At 46.5% G+C, this 23,777-nt stretch carries 16 protein-coding genes, 5 pseudogenes and 1 riboswitch; of the genes and pseudogenes, 6 read left to right on the top strand and 15 right to left on the bottom strand.

Going from position 1 to position 23,777, the window contains the following annotated elements:
• Positions 1-459 precede the first annotated feature (459 nt).
• Positions 460-828 carry an IS200/IS605 family transposase gene (gene tnpA, locus CRI63_RS18235; RefSeq protein WP_167852322.1) on the bottom strand — a complete coding sequence of 123 codons (369 nt, stop codon included), beginning with the start codon at positions 826-828 and terminating at the stop codon, positions 460-462.
• A 70-nt stretch (positions 829-898) separates the two neighbouring features.
• Here tnpA and CRI63_RS18230 point away from each other — a divergent pair, with 70 nt between their 5' ends.
• Positions 899-2,107: an RNA-guided endonuclease TnpB family protein gene (locus CRI63_RS18230; protein WP_135520322.1), complete on the top strand. Its 1,209-nt coding sequence runs from the start codon at positions 899-901 to the stop codon at positions 2,105-2,107.
• Positions 2,108-2,162: 55 nt separating this feature from the next.
• Here the strand turns inward: CRI63_RS18230 and CRI63_RS18225 are convergent.
• The 8 genes and pseudogenes from CRI63_RS18225 to rcnR form a co-directional block, all read right to left on the bottom strand.
• Positions 2,163-2,530, bottom strand: a pseudogene (locus tag CRI63_RS18225) (type II toxin-antitoxin system death-on-curing family toxin).
• Entirely contained in the window at positions 2,530-2,751 is a 222-nt protein-coding gene (locus CRI63_RS18220) for a type II toxin-antitoxin system prevent-host-death family antitoxin (RefSeq protein ID WP_135488322.1), read from the bottom strand. The pseudogene CRI63_RS18225 and the gene CRI63_RS18220 overlap by 1 nt, the downstream one beginning before the upstream one ends.
• A gap of 108 nt (positions 2,752-2,859) precedes the next feature.
• A protein-coding gene (locus CRI63_RS18215) for an IS3 family transposase (protein ID WP_096247722.1) occupies positions 2,860-4,034 on the bottom strand; the annotation gives its coding sequence in 2 pieces (ribosomal slippage) (positions 2,860-3,776 and positions 3,776-4,034; 1,176 coding nt in all).
• A gap of 60 nt (positions 4,035-4,094) precedes the next feature.
• The gene (locus tag CRI63_RS18210) at positions 4,095-5,948 is read right to left on the bottom strand and encodes an AAA family ATPase (protein ID WP_240782762.1); all 1,854 of its coding nucleotides are present in this window, start codon (positions 5,946-5,948) and stop codon (positions 4,095-4,097) included.
• A 73-nt stretch (positions 5,949-6,021) separates the two neighbouring features.
• Positions 6,022-6,960: a hypothetical protein gene (locus CRI63_RS18205; RefSeq protein ID WP_135520320.1), complete on the bottom strand. Its 939-nt coding sequence runs from the start codon at positions 6,958-6,960 to the stop codon at positions 6,022-6,024.
• A 24-nt stretch (positions 6,961-6,984) separates the two neighbouring features.
• Positions 6,985-7,254 carry a hypothetical protein gene (locus tag CRI63_RS18200; RefSeq protein WP_135520318.1) on the bottom strand — a complete coding sequence of 90 codons (270 nt, stop codon included), beginning with the start codon at positions 7,252-7,254 and terminating at the stop codon, positions 6,985-6,987.
• Between the two features lie 119 nt (positions 7,255-7,373).
• Complete coding sequence (locus tag CRI63_RS18195; RefSeq protein ID WP_135520316.1) at positions 7,374-8,732, bottom strand: integrase; 1,359 nt, start codon at positions 8,730-8,732, stop codon at positions 7,374-7,376.
• A 68-nt stretch (positions 8,733-8,800) separates the two neighbouring features.
• Positions 8,801-8,897, bottom strand: a riboswitch (TPP riboswitch).
• 91 nt (positions 8,898-8,988) lie between these two features.
• Positions 8,989-9,261 carry a Ni(II)/Co(II)-binding transcriptional repressor RcnR gene (rcnR, locus tag CRI63_RS18190; protein WP_000019944.1) on the bottom strand — a complete coding sequence of 91 codons (273 nt, stop codon included), beginning with the start codon at positions 9,259-9,261 and terminating at the stop codon, positions 8,989-8,991.
• Positions 9,262-9,381: 120 nt separating this feature from the next.
• Between rcnR and CRI63_RS18185 the strand changes: the two genes are divergently transcribed.
• Positions 9,382-10,203, top strand: a complete 822-nt coding sequence (locus CRI63_RS18185; RefSeq protein WP_130221851.1) for a nickel/cobalt efflux protein RcnA — start codon at positions 9,382-9,384, stop codon at positions 10,201-10,203.
• 217 nt (positions 10,204-10,420) lie between these two features.
• Positions 10,421-10,759: a Ni(II)/Co(II) efflux transporter accessory subunit RcnB gene (gene rcnB, locus CRI63_RS18180; protein ID WP_131161432.1), complete on the top strand. Its 339-nt coding sequence runs from the start codon at positions 10,421-10,423 to the stop codon at positions 10,757-10,759.
• Between the two features lie 81 nt (positions 10,760-10,840).
• Here the strand turns inward: rcnB and CRI63_RS18175 are convergent.
• From CRI63_RS18175 to apbC, 6 genes and pseudogenes are all read right to left on the bottom strand, one after another.
• A pseudogene (locus tag CRI63_RS18175) lies at positions 10,841-11,876 on the bottom strand (fimbrial protein).
• Positions 11,877-11,886: 10 nt separating this feature from the next.
• On the bottom strand, positions 11,887-14,367 hold the full coding sequence (locus CRI63_RS18170; protein ID WP_135520314.1) for a fimbrial biogenesis outer membrane usher protein: 2,481 nt from the start codon (positions 14,365-14,367) through the stop codon (positions 11,887-11,889).
• Between the two features lie 15 nt (positions 14,368-14,382).
• Positions 14,383-15,058: pseudogene (locus tag CRI63_RS18165) on the bottom strand (fimbria/pilus periplasmic chaperone).
• 87 nt (positions 15,059-15,145) lie between these two features.
• Positions 15,146-15,688 carry a fimbrial protein gene (locus tag CRI63_RS18160; protein WP_135520312.1) on the bottom strand — a complete coding sequence of 181 codons (543 nt, stop codon included), beginning with the start codon at positions 15,686-15,688 and terminating at the stop codon, positions 15,146-15,148.
• A 290-nt stretch (positions 15,689-15,978) separates the two neighbouring features.
• Positions 15,979-16,261 (bottom strand): annotated as a pseudogene (locus CRI63_RS18155) (DUF2574 family protein).
• 259 nt (positions 16,262-16,520) lie between these two features.
• Positions 16,521-17,630, bottom strand: coding sequence for an iron-sulfur cluster carrier protein ApbC (gene apbC / locus CRI63_RS18150; RefSeq protein WP_130217182.1), 1,110 nt, complete (start codon positions 17,628-17,630; stop codon positions 16,521-16,523).
• A 167-nt stretch (positions 17,631-17,797) separates the two neighbouring features.
• Between apbC and metG the strand changes: the two genes are divergently transcribed.
• The 3 genes and pseudogenes from metG to CRI63_RS24855 all read left to right on the top strand — a co-directional run.
• Positions 17,798-19,831: a methionine--tRNA ligase gene (metG, locus tag CRI63_RS18145; protein WP_130221853.1), complete on the top strand. Its 2,034-nt coding sequence runs from the start codon at positions 17,798-17,800 to the stop codon at positions 19,829-19,831.
• A gap of 140 nt (positions 19,832-19,971) precedes the next feature.
• The gene (locus tag CRI63_RS24860) at positions 19,972-22,101 is read left to right on the top strand and encodes a WGR domain-containing protein (RefSeq protein WP_346763495.1); all 2,130 of its coding nucleotides are present in this window, start codon (positions 19,972-19,974) and stop codon (positions 22,099-22,101) included.
• Positions 22,102-22,696: 595 nt separating this feature from the next.
• A pseudogene (locus CRI63_RS24855) lies at positions 22,697-23,773 on the top strand (DUF4132 domain-containing protein); the annotation flags it as partial.
• Between the last annotated feature and the right edge of the window lie 4 nt (positions 23,774-23,777).

The following is a 23,777-nucleotide window of genomic DNA, read 5'->3' as shown; positions in this document are numbered from 1 at the left end:
TATACCAGGTAAATCAAAGCGAGAGGAGAAGGATATCCACTATACCGGGTAACACAGGCAACTACGTTATCAGGCATCGATCATGGCTTCATGTTTCTCTTCAGAATATTCAGCACGTAATCGACGTTTTCTTTGTCTATGGAGTATTCCAGAAAATCGCTCTCTTTAAGCTGGCCCAGTGCCTTTTTAACCGTGGCATTCTGGTTTCCAAGGTGTGAGGACAGTTGCAACCGTTCACGCTCGACGAGATTGCAGAGGCTCGGCGCTATATGGAGGCCAATGGTCAGGTAGGCAAAATAGTTATGGTCGTAGAGTAATTCTTACCGCAGTATTTTATTAATGATTTTGCTATAGCCTGGAAAATATCCAGCTTTTTTATTATCCAGTGTGCCTTATATCCCCGTCCAGGTTTATGGGGTCAGTTCATTCAGGGCGGGGATATAAGGCGCGGTTTTTCACCTAACCAGGTGTTTGCTGTTGTTCAATGTATTGGCGGATGACGGATATTGGCGCACCTCCGCAGCTACTGGCAAAATAACTGGGACTCCACAAAACGCCTTTGTGGTAATACCTGGCTGCAATATCTGGTCGATCTCGTCGCAGTAATCTACTCGATACGCCTTTGAGGCTGTTTACCAGACTGGATATCGCCAGTTTGGGAGGATAGTTAATTAACAAATGGACGTGATCTTGTTCGCCATCCATTTCAACCAGTTCAGCTTCAAAATCAGCACATACATTTGAAAAGTAAGTGCGTAGTTTTTCTATCGCGTCATGGTCAAAAATCTGGCGTCTGTATTTGGTGACAAAGACCAGGTGAACCTGCATCAGGAAAACACAGTGCCTTCCGCGTCGGATGTCGGTTTCTTATTTCACAGACCAAAGTATTATTTGCCCTGTGAAACGACTACAGGCATTTAAATTCCAGTTAAGACCAGGTGGTCAACAGGAGCGTGAAATGAGGCGCTTCGCGGGCGCGTGTCGTTTCGTTTTCAATCGTGCTCTGGCGCTTCAGAATGAGAATCATGAGGCCGGTAATAAATACATCCCTTACGCGAAAATGGCTTCCTGGTTGGTTGAGTGGAAAAATGCCACTGAAACACAATGGCTTAAAGATGCCCCATCACAGCCATTGCAACAGTCACTGAAAGACCTTGAGCGGGCTTACAAAAACTTCTTCCAGAAGCGGGCTGCTTTTCCCCGATTCAAAAAGCGGGGACAGAATGATGCATTCCGCTACCCGCAGGGCGTTAAGCTCGATCAGGAAAACAGCCGTATTTTTCTACCGAAGCTTGGCTGGATGCGCTACCGGAACAGTCGTCAGGTCACGGGTGTTGTAAAAAATGTCACAGTCAGCCAGTCCTGCGGTAAGTGGTACATCAGTATTCAGACTGAAAGTGAAGTATCCACTCCTGTTCACCCTTCAGTATCAATGGTCGGACTGGATGCTGGCGTGGCTAAACTTGCCACGCTGTCAGATGGCACAGTCTTTGAGCCTGTAAACAGTTTTCAGAAAAACCAGAAGAAGCTGGCGAGACTTCAGCGACAGTTAAGCCGCAAGGTCAAATTCAGCAATAACTGGCAGAAGCAGAAACGCAAAATACAGCGACTGCATTTCCGTATCGCAAATATCCGTAGGGACTACCTTCACAAAGTCACAACGACCGTCAGCAAAAACCACGCAATGATAGTCATTGAGGATTTGAAGGTCAGCAACATGTCAAAGTCAGCAGCGGGTACGATCAGCCAGCCGGGGCGCAATGTCCGGGCAAAATCAGGTTTAAACCGTTCGATACTGGATCAGGGCTGGTATGAAATGCGCCGCCAGCTTGAGTACAAGCAGCTCTGGCGTGGCGGTCAGATACTGGCTGTTCCGCCAGCGTACACAAGCCAGCGTTGCGCGTGCTGTGGTCATACAGCGAAAGAAAATCGCCCGTCACAAAGTAAATTCGAGTGTCAGGCATGTGGATATACAGCGAACGCCGATGTAAACGGCGCTCGTAACATTTTAGCGGCGGGGCACGCCGTTCTTGCCTGTGGAGAGATGGTGCAGTCAGGCCGCTCGTTGAAGCAGGAACCCACCGAAATGATTCAGGCGACAGCCTGAACGTAGCAGGGATCCACGGCCTTCAGGGCGTGGAGGATGTCAATAACTCCACTTCTTAAGTGTTGGTCCCATATAACTCACGTAGCTTTTCGGCTACTGAAGATACGGGGATCTCACCAGTGGCCGCCCCACGGTAAGGTCTACCAGCACGGGAGAATCATAGACCTGCACACCGTTACGGCGCAGAAATAACAGCGCACTGTTTAGCGCGGTGCGCTTATTTGCATAATTGAAGATACGCCATCTCGCAGTAGCCACCAGGTAGGTTGCGGAGACTTCAAAAAGGTCGATGATCTCTTCATATACAACTCTGGGCTGGGCTCTCCCGATAATGGTTTCTGCCCTACCCGGATCCGGCAGGCCGTAGTGGCTTATATTTGTATCATGAAGCGCAATAAGCTCTTCCGGTGATATATGCCTAATTATCGGTTAACCAGTTCCTTGTTGGTGGAATCCAGTGTGTCAAACAGGGATGCAAATTCGGCATCCAGCGTCGCTTTTTTGTAGGCTTCGAAAGTAACCTTGTTGACAATTACAGCTGGCTCGCGGCCTCTGCGGGTGATTTCAACCTTTTCCCCGGCTTCAACATTTTTGAGCACTTCAGTAAGGTTGCCGCGTGCGGTACGTAAGTTGATGGATTGCATAAAAACCTCGTGTACTCGTTATGTGTATACAATCATGGGTTTTAATGACACAAAATACCACTTCTTTGCGCCTTAAATCACTGGGTAATCGTCAAATTTCTGAAGTGGTCAACAAAAACTGGCCACAGCTTTAGAGTTTTTCCAGAACAATCGTTCTGATTCATTCGGCGTCAAACCACCATTATATTGATGAGGTCTGAGCTGGCTGTAATATCCTGTGATGTAATTCGTTATTGCCGTGCTGGCTTCGCTAAAATTCGCGTAGCCATTATCCGGTACCCACTCTGTTTTCAGGCTTCTGAAGAACCGTTCCATTGGGCTGTTATCCCAGCAATTTCCCCGGCGACTCAGGCTTTGCTTTATCTGATATCTCCACAGTAACTGTCTGAAATTCCTGCTGGTATAGTGACTGCCTTGATCCGAGTGATACAGTAAATTAGCCGGTTTCCCCCGTGCTTCCCAGGCCATCGACAGGGCTTTACCTGTCAGTGCGGAATCAGGGAAAAATGACATCGCCCAGCCAACCGGTTTACGGGAAAACAAATCGAGTACAACAGCCAGATAAGCCCAGCGTTTTCCCGTCCAGATATAAGTCACATCACCGCACCAAGCCTGATTAGGCTCGGTAACAGCAAACTGGCGATCCAGATAATTAGGGATCTCAATGTGTTCCTTAGACGCCTTCTTATAACGATGGCCAGGTTGCTGACAGCTGATAATATTGAGCGCTTTCATCAGCTTTGTTGCCCGCCAGCGGCTCAGTTTTATACCTTTGGTGGTGACCATTGCGGCAATGCTTCGCGCTCCTGCTGAACCGTTACTTTCGTGATAAACTTCACGCACAAGGCTCAGTAATGCCACTTTCGTGGCGTCAGGCTTCCTGGGCTGCCGCCAGTATTTATAACTGCTGCGATGAACCCCAAACACGTTGCACACAACGGCAACAGGAAACCGCGCCCTGAGTTTCTCAACTAATGAGAATTGTTCAGGGAGTCTGACATCAAGAGCGCGGTAGCCTTTTTTAATATATCCCTTTCCATTTCAACGCGTTGAAGTCTTTTCTTCAACTCACGTATTTCAATCTGCTCAGGTGTCATGGGTGAAGCTATGGGTGATTTTCCCGCTCGCTCTTCTTTCAGTTGTCGAACCCATTTATCCATCGTGGATTTGCCGACATTCATCGCAGTGGCAGCGGCGGCAACGGTGTAATGCTGATCGAGTACAAGCTGGGCAGCCTCGAGGCGAAACTCGGGGCTAAAATTGCGTCTGTTACGTCCGGTCATAATGTCACCTGTTTTGACTATGAGGTGATGATATCACCTCTATTCAGGTGGCCAAATTCACTATGCCACTACACACCCCTTACCCTCTTGCTTTGCCATCGTCAGTGTACGATTACCCATTTGTGACAGGTCTCCAGATTGGAGTTGCTGTTTCGCCACTTTCCTAGTTTCCTCGTCCTTGTAGACTGTAGGAATGGTTTGGACAACGGCCTCATGGTTACCGGCTGCGACAAAATCGACCTCGAACGTATGTTTGGCGTAGAAAGTTACAAGCCATGGATTATCTGCAGTGAACTCGTTTAGATCGACCTGTCGTTCTAAACCAGCTTTCTGGGACCCAGCGGCTTTGGCCTTTGCCTTAGCCATACCTCCAGAATCAGTTGGCTGAAGGGTAACGTCAAAGAAGGCTTGGTCCAAATCAGTGATGATGGCGCATCGCTTCTTAATGCGGATGTTATGGAAGAGTACCGCAACATTCTTGAAGCCTGTACTACGAATGTTGATAACACTGATGCCTAACTCATCAACGCTTACTCCCAATACTCGCTTAATTAGGATTGGTATCAGAATTTCCTCCACATCACCTTCGACGAGTATCACGCTTTTAGCGAAGAGCAGATTGCTACGCACGGCATCCAAATAACGCTGGATACTGTTTATCTGAACAGGCTCAAGATCTCTGGCTGGCTGATAGGCCTCGCAGAACGCCCCATGACGGCCCAATATATTGATATTACTTACATTACTCACTTCGGAGATATGAGTGGAGTGAGTCGTGTAGATGATCTGCGCGTCGCTATATGCAATGCGATCGAACAGGGTCTTTTGAATGTGTGTATGGATGTGCGCTTCCGGCTCCTCGATTAGGAGGAAATTGGCGATTGTCAGTTTTTCGCGCTGGTACTTGAACTCAAGTAGCTTGAGAGTCAAATAGATGAGATTGGCTCCGCCTAGGCTCAGCTCATGAATTGCCCCTTCGTACCCTTCCTCTGATTCACCCACGAACAGTCTGAGAGACTGGAAAAGCTTATCGGCTTCTTCTGGAAGATCAGATTTGATCGAAAGTGACGCTGGCGAGTAGGTTTCACCAGCGGCGTCCTTGATGGTTTCACGAATGTGATTGCGAACTGACTGAACGTCTTCTAGCCCTTCGATCGAGGCGTTGAGTTCGTGGACCATCTCGGTGATAGGCTCCATCGTCGCTGGATTGATTTCTCCACTCTTGCTTTTAAGTAGGGTCAATAATGGATTAGTGCGGTTGTTGTGGAATTCAGAAACAACATCCCGCAAGGCTTGGATGAAGGTCAGCGATACTTCTTTCGTAACGGAAAGGAAACCGGGCACCTTTGCCCCGATTTCTGGAAATTCCGTCTCAGACGAGAAGATACAGTTATCGAAATCGCCAACGATTTTTTTGTACACCAAAGGATTGCTGAAGTCCGCCCAGCTCCGTCCCGTGAAAATGGTTTCGTAATCATCGATTGTGATTGCATCAAGGATCTCCGTGAGTTGCTCACCCTCAAAGATGTCCAAGGCAGCCAGCTTCAGCCGAATATCTTTTTTAGGCCGGAAGATCAGGTTATAGGTGGCTTTATGGATCGGCTCAGCATCCAAAGAAGCTGTCCCATGGAGAAAGAGCGCCTGAACTGATTCATCGCTAGTGATTTCCTCGAACTCCATGCTGATGATGATCCAGTGCCCCTGCCATTGACCCAGTGAGCGGCTGAAATCAGACTCATCTAGGCGATAGGCAGCACGCACCATGGTGTCGTCAAGTAGGAGGCGAATAGCTCTCAGGATGTTAGATTTACCGGAGCCGTTTTCCCCGATAATGGTGTTCACTCCCTTGTGAAACTGGAGAGACGTGTTTTTGAAGTTCCTATAGTTGACCAAAGTCAGTTTTGAAATATGCATGTTTCTCCGGCCTACCGCTCCTTGAGCAGCCTAAATTATTTGCCAACGATTTTAGCGCAACTATTGATAGTCACTATTCATCACGTCTGTAGTTTGCACGAAGAAAATCCTCATACTTCGCTGGAAGTACGGCAATTTCTCCCCACGTTTTATCTTTGGACCAGTACCCTGCACCACATGAGTCTATTTTTCCAAAAAAGAGCAGAATTCGTCTCAATGCATTTGCCTGAGTAATTCCTCTGGCATCCAAATCACCATTACTGGCAGATATTCTGAAATCGACATTGCCAACGAGCCTAGGGTGCCTCAAAAATACGTGACTGGTATGTTCAAATCGATCTATGCGTACAATTTCTCCAAAATAAAAATTGGGTATATCATCTTCAGAATCGATCTCAGCGGCCTCCTTCAAAGACTCCGCTAAAACATAATGATAAACATGTTCCCCTACCGCAACGTGTATATCTCGATAGTAGTTTTGCCGAAAATTGGTGCACAACGATTGAACACTTGTCACCTTACTTGGTAGGTGGAAGGTCTGGCCTTCGTGCCTAGAGGCAGGAACATTAACTGGCGGCCCATCTTCACTTTCAAATTCTGTTTCAACCGGTTCAGGATGTTCTTCATCTTGTTGTCTTGCATTATTCTGAGGCCGCTCTTGCTTGAAACCACTAATGATAATAAGTTCACCATCTTCGACGGCTTGAGCTGCTTCGGCTTCGTTATCGTATTTTTTCCCAACCATGATCCCACTTCGTAAACGGCAATACGGTGCGTCTTCATCGGGGTAATGTCTAAAAAGAGCGTCAGCGCCGTTCGCCATGATAGACACTGCTGGGTCTCCTGGAACTCTTAACAAAGGCTCATAGCATGAAGGACAGTGAAGATATCCTTTCATTTCTGCTTCATATTCCAAAGGCTCAACTTCGACTCGGTTTAGCATTACAATGGGCATTGTTGATTTGTCCCATTTTGGATCGTAATAAGCATAAGCGATTCTGCGGCTAGTCATATCCTCTCCTTTCGATAAATTTCATCAATTATTGCTTTTTCCATAAGATGTAGAGATTCCGTCAAGATATCCCTGAGCATAGGCAGCATGCGGGCTCTTATGCCTTACATTTCCAGCTTGACTTTCAGGAAGAGAATCTAAATTAATCTGAAGTGTTTCATCACGTCTCATGCCTGCTTCATAACCTTTTTCATACGCGCAGCCACAACATTTATGTCTACCGATTCCTCCTTGATCGTCAGGAAGCTGTTCAAAAAAATCCCAGTAACGATGCTGATCTTCGCAATTAGCCATAATTCCAATTCCCTTTTGCAAATGAATACTCAAACTATATGAATATCCAGCACCCGTATTTCAAGAAGAATCCTAAAGACTTTTTGATCGACATCACAAATGCAAACAAAAGCTTGGTTTCATCCCTCCCAGCGAAGACCATCAATCACATAGCAGACCGAAATTAAAGGGAATGTATGCAGATAACGCTGGGTAATTCCTGATCCGCTTTTCTCATGACCGACTACCTGTTGCAGATGCGCTAAGTTGCCAACCCAACCGCCTAAACAGGTTGATATCATGGTGTGCCTAAACGAGTGCACCAAGCGCCGCTGTCCATAATCATCAAGGTACGGAATACCAAGCTGATCGCGAACGTCAGCTAACACTTTGCCGATCTTGGGCATGTTCTTACCCGACACTGGCGAGAAGATTTTCTCTTTCCACTGCCGATTAACAAAATCGAGGAATCCCCACTCGATCAGTTTGGGATGGATCGCCACCTGTCTTGTTGCGTTCTCGGTTTTTCCCTGTCCTCCCTCTGCAATCAGCAGATAGTGTCGCTGGCTGTCTTCGTCATATTTGATCTGTGACTTCTCCAGTTTGGCGATCTCTCCCCTTCTGGCTCCGGTGTATGCCAACAACAAGGTGATCCACTTCTCCCAGCCGTTAGGCTGCTTGAGCGCCCAACCAACAAATTTTTTCATTTCTGCTGCACTATATGCGCCAAACCTCGCCTTAGATGGCGCAGCAACAACGCCATCAGTCGGAGACTTCTCCAGAATATCCTTGTTATCGGTCAGGAAGGTTTTGAACAGCGATTTGTAAATCTTCAGATGCTTATGGATTGACTCTGCGCCAACCAAATCTTCAGGCGGTACATCATCACACTCGATCAATTGCTGGACAGTCATCGAACGGTAAGGCTGAACAACACGCTTAGGCAAGTTTTCAACAACTTCCATCACCTGCTTAATGTCCTGTTTGGTGATCGTCGTGACATCGGTTGTTGTACCAAGGACAATTAACAGCACTTCCATAAAGCGCTCATTGGCTTGTGAGATAGCCTTCGTCCAGTTTTGGGCTTTTTCCTTTTTGTACATATTCCAAGCGCCAGCCAGTGTTAACACATCCTTTGACTGTGCTTCTGTTTGTTCTTCCTCATCTTCTGAAGGCGCAACAACCTCGCGGTATTCCTGAACAACTATCGGCTGAAGATTGTGCCGTTCATCACTGAGAAATTGTTGAACCAGCCATTGTTCATTCTGTTGCTTTAAGCGGTTGCTGAAATAAGAAAGACGTTGACCAAACTGATCTGGGTGAATGGTTCCACGTTTGACTAATGGAATGGCTGGAGATGCAAATGACATCAAGAGTTGCGCGTGGCTGTGGCTATCTGTCTCTAACGACCGACGGAAATATTTATGACCCGACAGGCGAAAGCTGACGTAGTAGATCCCGTTACGGATGATGGTGTGATTGATCGGTGTGTGTGCCATTTTGTTTGTCTCTGTGAGTGACAACATAACAAAATGAAGAGAAAAAATTGTGCAAGTCTTTGATTTATATCTTTGATAATCGCCAGGACTACGCTGGCATTATCCAGATCAGGTGATACGGGTATTTCTCAGCCTTCACGCAGAAGGGCACCCCGAGTCGTTTGGTTGCGATGATAAATCGCAGAGGAGGATGGTAATGTCCAGCGCACGCGTTGTAAACGAGGAAAAACGGCAGTTTTACAATCGCGTTAATAAATTATTTGATATATGAATCCAGCACCTTCAGAACAACATCCAGATCTTCTTCACGCTTTAATTCATCGCCCTGATGAACAATGTGTTCCGTCAGATGGCCTTTAATCACTTCTCGCATCAAGCCGTTTACCGCACCACGGATAGCGGCAATCTGTTGTAGTACGGCAGCACATTCGTGCGGCTCGTCGAGCATTTTCTTGAGCGCAACAACCTGTCCCTGAATCTTACTGGCACGCGCTTTCAGTTTCTGTTTATCACGGATGGTATGAGACATGGCAACACCTGGTTAACAAGATCATGGAAAATCATAGCACTATTAATCTACTGGGGGGTAGTATAATGTACTGGGGGGGAGTAGAATCAGGCCGCCGACTTAATACTAAGAATTATTATCATGACCGAATTTACAACTCTTCTTCAGCAAGGAAACGCCTGGTTTTTCATCCCCAGCGCCATCTTACTTGGTGCACTACATGGTCTGGAGCCAGGACACTCAAAAACGATGATGGCGGCGTTTATCATCGCCATTAAAGGCACCATTAAACAGGCGGTGATGCTTGGACTGGCGGCAACCATTTCGCATACGGCAGTAGTCTGGTTGATTGCTTTTGGTGGGATGGTGATCAGCAAACGCTTTACTGCACAGTCAGCGGAGCCGTGGCTTCAGTTGATTTCCGCGGTGATCATTATTGGCACCGCGTTCTGGATGTTCTGGCGCACCTGGCGAGGTGAACAAAACTGGCTGGAGAATATGCATGAGCACCACCATCATGACCATCATCACGACCACAACCACGAGCATGATCATCATCACGAACATGACCAGAGCGACGAGTATCAGGATGCTCATGCGCTGGCCCATGCCAGTGACATTAAACGACGCTTTGATGGTAGAGAGGTCACCAACTGGCAAATTTTGCTGTTTGGCTTAACCGGCGGGCTTATCCCCTGCCCTGCGGCAATAACAGTGTTGTTGATTTGTATTCAGTTGAAAGCCCTCACATTGGGTGCAACTCTGGTCGTCAGTTTCAGCATCGGCCTGGCATTAACGCTGGTCACCGTAGGCGTTGGCGCAGCAATCAGTGTTCAGCAGGTTGCAAAACGCTGGAGCGGATTTAACACGCTCGCTAAACGCGCCCCCTATTTTTCCAGTCTGTTGATTGGTTTAGTCGGGTTGTATATGGGAGTGCATGGTTTTATGGGTATTATGAGATAAAACAATCATCTGGGATTCGTTATCCCTTTAGCCCAGGATGATTCTTAAATCAGCTTATTCCGCTCACTTCTCGCTCAATGAGGATGCTTTTGCTGCATCCTTTCATTTACACTTTTTACGAAATCATGGGATCACTAACAAAATATCTCTTGTCGGTTATATTGTATGGCAGGAAAGATATGCGACTGATTTTACTGATCCCCAAAGTGGAGAGTATATGACCATAAAAAATAAGATGTTGCTGGGTGCGCTTTTGCTGATAACCAGCGCAGCATGGGCCGCACCAGCCACCGCGGGTTCGACCAATGCCTCGGGAATTTCGAAGTATGAGTTAAGCAGTTTCATTGCTGACTTCAAGCATTTCAAACCAGGTGACACCGTACCAGAAATGTACCGTACCGATGAATACAACATTAAGCAGTGGCAGTTGCGTAACTTGCCCGCACCTGACGCCGGAACCCACTGGACCTATATGGGCGGTGCATATGTGCTGATCAATGATACCGACGGAAAAATCATTAAAGCCTACGACGGTGAGATTTTTTATCATCGCTAAAAAAAGCCCCCTCGGAGAGAGGGGGAAATGCAGACACCTTATTATTTTTTATTATTAGCCACTTGCACGTCTTACTTGTTATTAGTCGTATTTCACGTTGATTAATGCGGTTGCCTGTAGTGCGCCAGATTTTACTTTATTTTTATCATAAACATAGTAACTGGCCAGGACAGGTATATTAATAATATTACTATTTAAAGAAGCCCCGGGTTTATCTGTTTTCCATAATGATGTCGCCGCGCCCTGATCGCCGCTAGCAGAAATTTTGATGGCTGCTTCAGTCCCTTTGGGTGGTTCTTTTAGATCCAACACAAATCCTACACCATTATCTATGTTGCCGCGCAAAATTGTATTGCTTCCTGTAACTAAGTCACTACTGGAAAGATATACGACCATATTCCGCGATGCTTGTTTTGTGTCGCCGAAAAGATTATCACATTTCAACGTAATTATTCCTTCCTTACTGTTCGCCGTAATCTTTCCCTGACTTCTGAGTTGGGACAAGGCAATATCATCTACTTTTATTATTGTGTTTTCAGGCTTACAGGTCGTATTTTTTAGGATAATAGGAAATACTTAATCCAAGCGTAAATGTATCCCCCGCCAGTTTACTGGTGAGATAACTTACACACCAGTTAATCTTCAATGTCTTACAAATGCTCAACCAAAAGTCAATGGATGAAGATGACTCACCGCCAATATTTGCAATCACAGTATCTGAAAGAAACCAGGTAGGTTTTCTTTCTCCAGTAAAATCAGGTGTGCCTTTAGATATTTTAACCACATAGGGTAATACTGCCTGCGCATTGCTGGATTTCCCAATCGTGTCACTGGTTTTACCTAAAGACTCAATTTTAACCTTTAACTTTTCGCCATTACCAAAAGGCCCGACTTCAACCCAATCACTTTGGATATTTTTATAGACTATTTTATCCGTGCTCGTATCACAAGATATCCCAGTAAACACAACACTTTTACTAAAGGAAACCTCATTCGCTAAAATCTCCCCCACATTAATACTATCAGTAATATTTAATGATGCAGTGGTACGACATCCAGCCCAGGTAAAATTAGCCCATAAAATAAAAATTAGTAACATTCCATTTCTGAAAATCATATTCCACCTCTCACCGACAGATATAATTTTTACTTTCATCAATCTCTTTATCGAAGGTGATTATGCATGAAAGCCCTTGTTGCTTATCAATTGCCACATTAACCGCTGGCGGTACTTCATTGGTGCGAATAAATAACTGGCTTCCCTGGCCGACAACACCAATATTATGACCATGGATATCATTGACTTCATAACCAAACGTTAATGGTTGCCCATCCGCTCTTGACGCTTTTATAAACCAGGGCTTGCGCTGATCGGTATCAAAATCAACCAGTACAACCGCGCCGCGATAAGGTGCGGCAATTTTCCGGTTACCGCGTAATTCTGCTTCGCTATCGCTTTGCGACACATCCAGCATCAGGTGATTTTCCCGATAAGGTGTCATTCCGTCGTATACCACCACTCCATTACGGTTTGTTGTGCGATATTTTTGCCCATTGACATAAGCATCTTTAATTCCTGGCGCATTCATCACAGCAAACGTTTCGGAAAGACGGTTCGCCAGATTAACGCCACCCGACCAGGCGACGATGCCCCCTGAAACACTGGCTCCAGCCTGTCGATAAGTACTCGACTGACTATAGCTGCTATTCACTGTTGCCACCGGCGCGTTCCAGGTTAAATTCGCTCCAGCTGTCGTTTCATTTCCCTGATGTTGATGACTCAGGTTGACACCATAATTGAACTGATCCCGACTCCCTATTGTTCCTGATAATCCCGTATTATTTGAGGCAAAACCCTGATCATCAAACGTCGTTGAGTTAGACATATATATTTGCCGACGAGGCGTCGTAACGTCATCACCCCAATCAAAGGGAATTGATATAAAAATATTAAAACGTTTCTCTTCATGATGATTCTCGTCATACGCCTGACTTGCCGCGAGGGTATAGCTTATCCGTTGCCAGTTATTGGAATAACTCAGTTGATAATCTTTACTACTGCCACTGCGCCCCCAGTAATCACGCCATAAAGTACTTAATGACACAGATCCCCAGCCTTCTGGCATTGACTGACTCATATTGGCGGAAAAGCTATTTTTGCGACCAAAATCATTCTGGTAATAATCGGCAATGTCATAGACATCGTTTTTATCACGACGATAATTATCTTTATTATTTGCCCACACATAATCGTTAAACGTGCGGTAATCACGCGACGAATAACGCCAGGCCGCCAGACCAAAACGTGTCGATGTTTGGCTCAAAAATTTGTTATAAGCAATTTGATAACTGTGTCCGTCAAATACATCACCATTGTCTTGCTTACTGTGCGATTTAGTTGCATCGACTGAAATTGCGCCAATGCACGTGTTCCAGCCTGTTCCCAGGGTAAACGCGTAGTAATTATTAGCAACCATCGTGCCGCCATACAGCGTCAATAAGTTATTAAAACCATACTGATAACCTGCCTGGACAAAATCACTTTGCTTGCTCGCACCTTCAATATGACTACGGCCCGCTGCAAAATCATATTTTGATACGCCAGGTTGCAACATATTAGGTACTGCCGCATAAGGCACCAGATATGTAGTAACTGAACCATCGGCTTCCTTAACACTCACATCAAGATCCGCACCTCCGCCCGCTAACTGCAAATCACTAATCGAAAACGGACCTGGTGGAACCTCTTTCTGATAAACGACAAAACCGTTCTGTTCAATAGTTACCAACGCGTTACTCTGGGCAATCCCCTGTACCCGCGGGGTAAAATTTTGCTTCGAGTTTGGCAACATCTGCATATCACGAAATAACCGAACTCCGCTGAAGCGAACGGAATCAAATATATCGGCTGATGTGTACATATCACCAATACGCAGCGTACCGAGAATTTGAGAAAATCCACGCTCCAGATACAGTGTGTTGCTTTTCCACTCCCCTGGATTATTATCCGTTTTGCTAAAACTGGCATCAGAATGCAGCTGCCATCCCAGCAAATTTAGCCCACTGTTAAAACTCACATAGGTACTCTTACTATTACCCGAGGCTTTATAGTCACTGTAATACTGACTTACGTAATAAGACGTATAAAACGCATTAACTCCCCGTTCCCAGTTTTCTGGCGGAACGTAACCATTTTCCAGTTCTTCGACCCAGGCTTGCGGGACAGCAAGATCCAAACGAAAAATTCCAATATCCCAGGCGTAACTTCCACCCTGTACAAGTTGCTCAAATGTTAAGCATTGTTTGTCGCGTGCCAAATTATCGCTATTTATACCTAACCGCTTTACAATTTCACGCGTCAGGCAAGTTTCATCTGGGTTATCTTTTACGATAATCTCATATTTTCCACGCCATTGCTTATTGACATAAATATCAATGTCGTACTGGCCGGGTAAAGGCTGATTATCATCAAGACGCAAATTTGTTACTTGCTCACCTTTCATTCCTCCCATCATAAAATGGGTGTCAAAGGTTTCTTCTGTTGCATGTGCTTCAATGCCGAGCAATAACGCGACTATTGCTGATGCAAGCGGGGTCATTCTCAACATAGGAAGCTCCTGCGATTAAATTTTGTCACTAATATAGTTGCCGTGATCATCGATAATGGTCAGTTGCCAGCCATCCGTATTATTATTTTTTACACTGACATTCTGACTTTCTAGTGGTGCAATCATGATAGTTTCATAATTCACTTTGACGTTATTAGCCTTAACGTCAGAAATCGTTACCCAATTTGGCGAGTCATTTTTTATGACTACGTTATTACCGCTACGACTCACCCGCAATTTTTTTAAAGGTCGTTTTATTTACTGGGGCAACACCTGCAGGTCGGTAAAACAACTTGATTCTGTTTTGCATGGCAAATTTTAACGCATTCTTTCCTTCATCTTCTGGGCTATTCGGTGGAATATCCAGAACGTTTAGATAGAAAATACTCTCCTTATTAACAGGTAATTTATTAGGCATGATTTTAATTTTTATTTGTTGCCCAGAATTGGCCGCTACTTTCACTACTGGTGGCGTTAACATGAAAGGAACCTGAATCTTTTCTGGCGGCAGAGACGTGTCACCATCATCAATCCATACCTGCACCAGCGAAGAGCGGTTTCCCTGATTCATCAGTTGTACCATGACTTCTTTCTGCTCTGCCGGGTAAATGATACGTGTCCCGAAAATAACCATTCCGGCATGCACAGGAAATATCATAGAAGAGATGAGTAAAGATAATAATCCTTTCATCTTAATGCCTCTTATATTTATGCTGACCGCCATGAATATGGCGGCCATTTTAAGTTGCTGAAAAAATAAGGTGATTATTTTAAATGTTTAATCCTGGGCAACACGCATAACCAATGAAGAGTTAACAGTACCAGATGCAACATTACTGTCAGTCAACTTCAGATATTTTGCCTTAAACGGTATGGCATATTGTCCATCAGCAGTTTTATAACTTTCAATATTAAACGGTGCGGAAATATCCAGTACTTCACTGCTATCACCCAAATAGAGATAGTATCCAACTGTGTCATTACTACTGGATATTGCCTTATCATTACCAAGAATTTTCTCGTTGGTGATCAATGAAAGTTTTACGCCATCAATAGTCTTCGGACAAGTAATTTTCAGCATACTGCTGGTTACACCAACCGCATCATCATAAGTTGAATATTTCGCTTTACCATCAAATACAGTGGTTGGTACAGTCGGCATATTAATACTGACTGAATCACCACCAGCAACAAATGTACATGGAGATTCAGCAATATTTCCTTTAATGGTTAAAGTTCCGGTGTCGACGTCTTCAGCAAATACACCAGCACTCATAAATACAGAGGACAAGACAGCGGCAGCAATAATTGAACGTTTCATAATGTGTTCCTTAATAGGTTTATTTTGTTTTGTTAAGAGTCTGTATCTCTTGGAAACAAATTTCTCACACCAAAAAGGTTGCTTCAATGCAAACATATTGTTTTATTGATTTAAGACAAATTAACTAATGCAATATAATTACAACAAATAATTCCATATAACAAACATATTTGAAACTGATTGATTACCGAAAATTACCGTAAATAACATTTATTAAATAAAAAAAAAGCCAAAATCATTCACGAGAATGATTTTGGCTTTCTAAATATGCTTAAAACGGTGTTGCCAAATTAATCGTAACGATTTAACACGATTTTGCGTTTGTCATTATTACCCACAGCAACCACTTCTGTCGTAACGCCTTTTGCAGTAGAAGAAGCGCGATAGTTGGTTTCAACTCGTTGTAGCAACCGCCCACAACGTTGCTGAAGATGATTATTAACAACATCCATACTGCATGTAGGGGAACTAATCCTGCCATTGATGGTTAATGTTGCAGTATCAGAAGAGAACGCGGGTGATGCTAGTCCATAAGCAAGAAAAAAAAACTCCTGACAACCAATACTTATTCATTGAACGTTATCCCTGTAGTAAAGGTTATGCCGGGTAGATTGAGTGCATAACAAACTATAGCTGTACATCCGCTACACAGCCACGAGGGATGATAAAGAGACAGTGTTTGCACAATCAATCGCCTTTGTACAGTTTCGGACTAAGATCCACTGAATATTCGCAGCATTAAAAAAGGGGTTATTAAAGCTGCAAAAAAATTCACCGCATCAATTTAACATTGATGCGGTGAATGAAGAATAACCAGAAAGGTTAATACGCGTTATACGGCGCGAAAGGCAATCTCGCCAGGGATGACTTCGCCCTGCCAGTAGAGTTGGGCTGCAACACGGTCTGCCAGCTGGCGGTAGATAGCGGTAAATTCGCTCTCCGGACGGCTGATAACCGTTGGCGTGCCTTTATCGAGATCTTCGCGTAAGGAGATGTGTAACGGCATCTGCCCCAGCAGTTGCGTGTGGTATTTCTCTGCCAGTTTCTCTGCGCCGCCAGTGCCGAAAATCGGCTCATGGTGACCACAGTTACTGCAAATATGCACACTCATGTTCTCGACAATACCGAGCACCGGAACTTCGACCTTTTCAAACATCACGATGCCTTTTTTGGCATCAATCAGCGCGATGTCCTGCGGGGTGGTGACCACGACAGCACCGGTTACTGGAATGTTTTGTGCCAGTGTCAGCTGAATGTCACCAGTTCCTGGCGGCATGTCGAGCACCAGATAGTCGAGGTCTGGCCACAAGGTTTCCTGCAACATCTGCATTAACGCCTTGCTCGCCATCGGGCCACGCCACACCATCGCATTGTCGTCAGTGACCAGATAACCAATTGAGTTGGTTGCCAGGCCATGAGACATAATCGGTGCCATATGGGTACCGTCCGGCGAAGTTGGACGCTGATTTTCTGCCCCCAGCATGGTGGGGATTGACGGGCCGTAGATATCGGCATCCAGAATGCCCACTTTCGCCCCTTCCGCCGCCAGCGCCAGCGCCAGGTTTACCGCCGTGGAGGATTTACCCACGCCGCCTTTGCCGGAACTGACCGCAATGATGTTCTTCACGCCGTTAATACCCGGCTGATTCTTCACTCGTTTCAGAGTGGCAATGTTATGTGACAGTTTCCAGTCGATAGCTTTCGCCCCAGTGATACGCAGCAATTCGGCGCTACATTGCTCTTTTAAATCTTCGAACGCACTATGCCAGACAAACGGCATAACCAGTTCCACATGCAACGTGTCGTCCATCCAGGCAACATGGTGCAACGCTTTTAGCGTAGTGAGGTTATGCTTGAGGGTTGGGTGCTGAAAATTGGCCAGTGTCCCGGCGACCATTGCGCGCAGGGCTTCTGGTGATTTGGCCTGGGATTGTTCGTTCATCCCGACTCCTTATTTATTAAGATAACTTATCGCTATTAGTTTACCTGAAGTTAACAGCTAAGTACTTACCTAATAATGCATCATAAGATGCTTGCACAGGACTTACGTAACCATGCCCCATTTGGTACTATCTAAGCCCTTTTCACTACAAAGAAGTAATGCCTACTATGACTCAAGTCGCGAAGAAAATTCTGGTAACGTGCGCACTGCCGTACGCCAACGGCTCAATCCACCTCGGCCATATGCTGGAGCACATCCAGGCTGATGTCTGGGTCCGTTACCAGCGAATGCGCGGCCACGAGGTCAACTTCATCTGCGCCGATGATGCCCACGGTACGCCAATCATGCTGAAAGCCCAGCAGCTTGGTATCACACCGGAGCAGATGATTGGCGAAATGAGTCAGGAGCATCAGACTGATTTCGCAGGCTTTAACATTAGCTACGACAATTACCACTCTACGCACAGCGAAGAGAACCGTCAGCTGTCAGAGCTTATATACAGCCGCCTGAAAGAGAACGGTTTTATTAAAAACCGCACCATCTCTCAGTTGTACGATCCGGAAAAAGGCATGTTCCTGCCGGACCGTTTTGTGAAAGGCACCTGCCCGAAATGTAAAGCACCTGATCAATATGGCGATAACTGTGAAGTCTGCGGCGCAACATATAGCCCGACGGAATTGATCGAACCGAAATCGGTGGTTTCTGGCGCTACGCCGGTAATGCGTGATTCCGAACACTTCTTCTTTGATCTGCCTTCTTTCAGCGAAATGTTGCAGGCATGGACCCGCAGCGGTGCGTTGCAGGAGCAAGTGGCAAATAAAATGCAGGAGTGGTTTGAATCCGGCCTGCAACAGTGGGATATCTCCCGCGACGCGCCGTACTTCGGTTTTGAAATTCCGAACGCGCCGGGCAAATATTTCTACGTCTGGCTGGACGCGCCGATTGGCTATATGGGTTCATTCAAGAATCTGTGCGACAAGCGCGGCGACAGCGTAAGCTTCGATGAATACTGGAAGAAAGATTCCACCGCTGAGCTGTACCACTTCATCGGCAAAGATATTGTTTACTTCCACAGCCTGTTCTGGCCTGCCATGCTGGAAGGTAGCAACTTCCGCAAGCCGACCAACCTGTTTGTTCACGGCTATGTGACGGTGAACGGCGCGAAAATGTCCAAGTCTCGCGGCACCTTTATTAAAGCCAGCACCTGGCTGAATCATTTTGACGCCGACAGCCTGCGTTACTACTACACTGCGAAACTCTCTTCGCGCATTGATGATATCGATCTCAACCTGGAAGATTTCGTTCAGCGTGTGAATGCCGATATCGTTAATAAAGTGGTTAACCTGGCCTCCCGTAATGCGGGCTTTATCAACAAGCGTTTTGACGGTGTGCTGGCAAGCGAGCTGGCTGACCCTGAGCTGTACAAAACCTTTACCGATGCCGCTGAAGTGATTGGCGAAGCGTGGGAAAGCCGTGAATTTGGTAAAGCAGTGCGCGAAATCATGGCACTGGCTGACCTGGCTAACCGCTATGTCGATGAACAGGCTCCGTGGGTAGTCGCAAAACAGGAAGGTCGCGATGCTGACCTGCAGGCGATTTGCTCAATGGGCATCAACCTGTTCCGCGTGCTGATGACTTACCTGAAGCCGGTACTGCCGAAACTGACCGAGCGTGCGGAAGCATTCCTGAATACGGAACTGACCTGGGATGGTATCCAGCTACCGCTGCTTGGCCATAAAGTGAATCCGTTCAAGGCGCTGTATAACCGCATCGACATGAAACAGGTTGAAGCACTGGTGGAAGCATCCAAAGAGGAAGTAAAAGCCACTGCTGCACCAGTTACTGGCCCGCTGGCAGATGATCCGATTCAGGAAACCATCACCTTTGACGACTTCGCCAAAGTTGACCTGCGCGTGGCGCTGATTGAAAACGCAGAGTTTGTTGAAGGTTCTGACAAACTGCTGCGCCTGACGCTGGATCTCGGCGGCGAAAAACGTAATGTCTTCTCCGGCATTCGTTCTGCTTACCCGGATCCGCAGGCACTGATTGGTCGTCACACCATTATGGTGGCTAACCTGGCGCCGCGTAAAATGCGCTTTGGTATCTCTGAAGGCATGGTGATGGCTGCCGGTCCTGGCGGGAAAGATATCTTCCTGCTAAGCCCGGATGCTGGTGCTAAACCAGGCCATCAGGTGAAATAATCCCCCTTCAAGGCGCTGCATCGACAGCGCCTTTTCTTTATAAATTCCTAAAGTTGTTTTCTTGCGATTTTGTCTCTCTCTAACCCGCATAAATACTGGTAGCATCTGCATTCAACTGGATAAAATTACAGGGATGCAGAATGAGACACTTTATCTATCAGGACGAAAAATCACATAAATTCTGGGCGGTGGAGCAGCAAGGCAACGAGTTGCATATCAGTTGGGGCAAAGTCGGCACCAACGGGCAAAGCCAGGTAAAAAGTTTTGCTGATGCTGCTGCGGCGGCAAAAGCGGAACTAAAGCTTATCGCAGAGAAAACGAAAAAAGGCTATGTGGAAGGCGATTCGGCAAACGTATATATCCCTCCAGTCACCAAAGCCACTCCTGAAGTTAAAACTCCCCCTGTGAGTCAAAATAAACGCCCATGGCTGGCTGATGATGCAGTCATTCCGGTCACTGACGATATTAATCGATTTGCTTTTCCTCATCGCTCTCGCCCCAGAGAGATCAACTATCTGCACAAAGATAGTCAAATATGGAAGCGCATTGCGAATAACACCAGGGCATATGACCCCGACAACAGATACCGTTCTTATCCAGAAAACTGGCAGCAGGCTTTTGCTGAGTTACAAATGCGAGTTCAGGGTAATCAACAGACAGGGAGTGCGCAATCTGATGCAGCATTGCTCTGGAGTTTTTGGAACTCTTACTCTACAGATGAACTGGTCGATGACTTAGTCATTCGCTGTGGTCTGGAAAGTGCCGTTGAAATCGCCCTTCTCGCTCTTCAACTTAGGTATAAACCAGTAAAAGGTGCAGTAACCACCATCATTCCACCTAATCACGAAGCAGAATCGCTACCGAGTTGGCATCAACGTCTCTGTCATCATCTTTCACTCGCTTCAGAAAATGAGTGGCAACGCTGTGTAGATAAAGTACTTGCGGCTATTCCCTCGCTCTCCCCCGCACGGCAACCTTTTGCGGCGTTATTGATCCCTGAACGCCCGGATATCGCCAATGCTATGGCGCTACGTTATGCAGATCAAAACGTTCCGGCGATGACCTGGTTAAGACTGGTGGTAACCGATGATACCGCTCTGACTACAGCGGAAAAATACGACTTCCCGCCATTACATCGTGATTTTCGCGCTTATCTGGCAATGTTGCTGGCAAATAATGGAATTCGCGGTGCAGGCCGTATACTTACTGAGTTTACGGAAGAGCATTCTGACAATCCCACTTATCTCTTCGAGCGCATTAGCGAGACTGAAGATCTTGTCAAATGGCTATGGAAAACGAATCACCCGGATGCGATTCAAATTCTGATCCTCGGTGTAATTGGCAAGAAAAAGCACCTGGAATACTTAAGCAAAGCCTGTCAGAAACATCCCGCTGCGGCTATTGCGGCTTATGCTACTTTGCTGGCAATACATGAAGATAAAGAGTGGCGTAAAGCGCTTGTCAAACTGGTTACCGTCACACCAGAGTTAGTATGCGACGTCATTTCCTGGGTTAATGCTAAAGCCGCCGGCATCTTATCTGAATGTCGTCCGCAGCCAGTAGCTGAAGAATGTGATTACGCCACTACGGATATGTTGCCGGAGTTATTTGTTTCGCCGCCCTGGATAACCAAAGAGAAAAAGAAAAATACGCCAGTGTTTGATCTTCCTGTGCTTCCAGTTCCTTCTGTTTCGGATATCACTCCAGAGATTGCCAAAAAACTAACCCGTACATACCTTGTCACCCGCTTCCAGCAAATAGCCCAACAGCAGGCAACAAAACAGACATTGTTTACCGACCTGCCGCCGATGGAAAAAGCAAGCTGGGAGACACACATAGTCCCCCTCACACCAGAACAGCAAATTCTGTGGTGTCTTGGTTTTGACAAATGGCGGGAGGGCGGAGAAAAAATATACGAAAAAATTCCGGCGCCACAAAGTGCCGTTGATGCCCTGCTACGCTTCGATTTTCCAGCACTCAATGCTGAATTTGCGCAATACCATGACAATGCATATAAAAGCTGGAATCTCATTGCCCTCTGTTACCTGCCTGGTCAACAGGCCATTTCTTTTCTTAACCAGATAGTCAAAGAAGATAACTACTCTGGTGAGGAAAATATTCTGGCAATTTTTGGTCGCGCCGCCATACCTGCATTTATGACCTGTCTGCAACGTAATCCACGACGCCTGTGCTTCTTCACCTTCTTCCTCGGTGTCAGTGAACTGGCCTTACCGATGGCGCAACAGCTACAGAAAAAAAATGTCTTATGAAGATGCGCGAAACTGGCTAACTGACTACCCGCGCCATGCTGCCGCCGGGCTACTTCCTGTGGCCTTGGGCAAAAAAGGAAAAGATCGTGATTGTGCCCGCCAGGCGCTTCGTCTGCTGGTGAATTTAAACCAGCGAGAAACGATTGAAGAAATCGCCCGGGGGTATAACCAACCTGATGTTTTAGCTGCGCTGGCAACATTATTTGATAGCGACCCACTGGAAGAATATCCCGCTAAAATCGCCCCACTGCCCGGCTTTTATCAGTTCACCTTATGGCGCAGACCTCGGCTTAAAAGTAACAACCTGCCTCTGCCAGATGACGCTATGCGCCACCTCGGCACAATGTTGAGCTTTCCTCGCGACATTACCCCCTACGCAGGGCTTGCGATCATCAAAGAAACCTTCACCCGCGAATCACTGGCTGACTTTGGCTGGGATCTGTATACCGCCTGGACAGAAGCTGGCGCACCCGCAAAAGAAAACTGGGCATTTACTTCGCTTGGGATTTTAGGCAATGACGACACCGCGCGTAAATTAACCCCGCTCATCCGCGCATGGCCGGGTGAATCCCAGCATAAACGCGCGGTTTACGGGCTGGATGTGTTAGCCAGTATCGGTAGTGATATTGCGCTGATGCTGCTTAATGGCATTGCGCAAAAAATTAAATTTGCCGCATTGCAGGAACATGCGAGTGACAAAATCAGCATGGTCGCTGAAAACCGTGGGCTGACTATGGCTGAACTGGAAGACCGCCTGGCACCGGATTTAGGACTTGATAGCAGTGGCTCGCTGACACTGGATTTCGGCCCACGTCAATTTACCGTTGGTTTTGACGAAACCTTGAAACCCGTGGTTCGCGACGCAAACGGCAAAGTCCTGAAAGATTTACCTAAACCAAACCAGAGCGATGATAAAACACTGGCAACTGACGCCGTTAACCTCTTTAAACAATTGAAGAAAGATGCGCGAGCCATAGCCAGCCAGCAGATTGATCGTCTGGAGCAGGCTATGTGCCAACGCAGACGCTGGACGGCAGAGCAGTTCCGCCTGTTTCTGGTGGAGCATCCGCTGGTACGTCACTTAACCCGACGGCTGTTATGGGGAGTATATACTGAGGAAAACACGCTGATTGCCTGCTTCCGGGTCGCAGAAGACAGCACTTACAGCGATGCGCAGGAAGAGCTATTCACGTTACCAGCAGGAAACATCGGTATTCCGCATGTGCTGGAAATCTCCCCTGAATCCGCCGCTGCATTCAGGCAAATTTACGTTGATTACGAACTGCTTACCCCTTTCCAACAGCTCGATCGTGGTAGTTACCACCTTGCTGATAACGAGCGTAATGTCCATGAATTGTCACGCTGGCAAGGACGTCTTTGCCAGGCCGGGCGCATTGTCGGGCTTGAACGCCGAGGCTGGCAACGTCTGGAAGAAAGCGGCAGCGTTTATGCGATGCGCAAATCTACTCCTTATGGCGATCTCGAACTTGAAACAGAACCTTTTTCATTAATTTATGGTGAAACGGGGTATGGCGACCAGCTACCGGTTGAAAGCGTAAAAATCACCTCGCCTGATGATCGCTACGGTAAACAATCCTCGCTCACTTTCTCCGTACTCGACGACATCACCGCCAGCGAGCTGATTAACGACATCGAATCACTGTTTGATTAAAAGG

This window comes from Escherichia sp. E2661 (assembly GCF_004745185.1).
In the GTDB taxonomy this organism is placed as follows: Bacteria; Pseudomonadota; Gammaproteobacteria; order Enterobacterales; family Enterobacteriaceae; genus Escherichia.
This window is presented reverse-complemented; position numbering and strand designations above follow the sequence as displayed.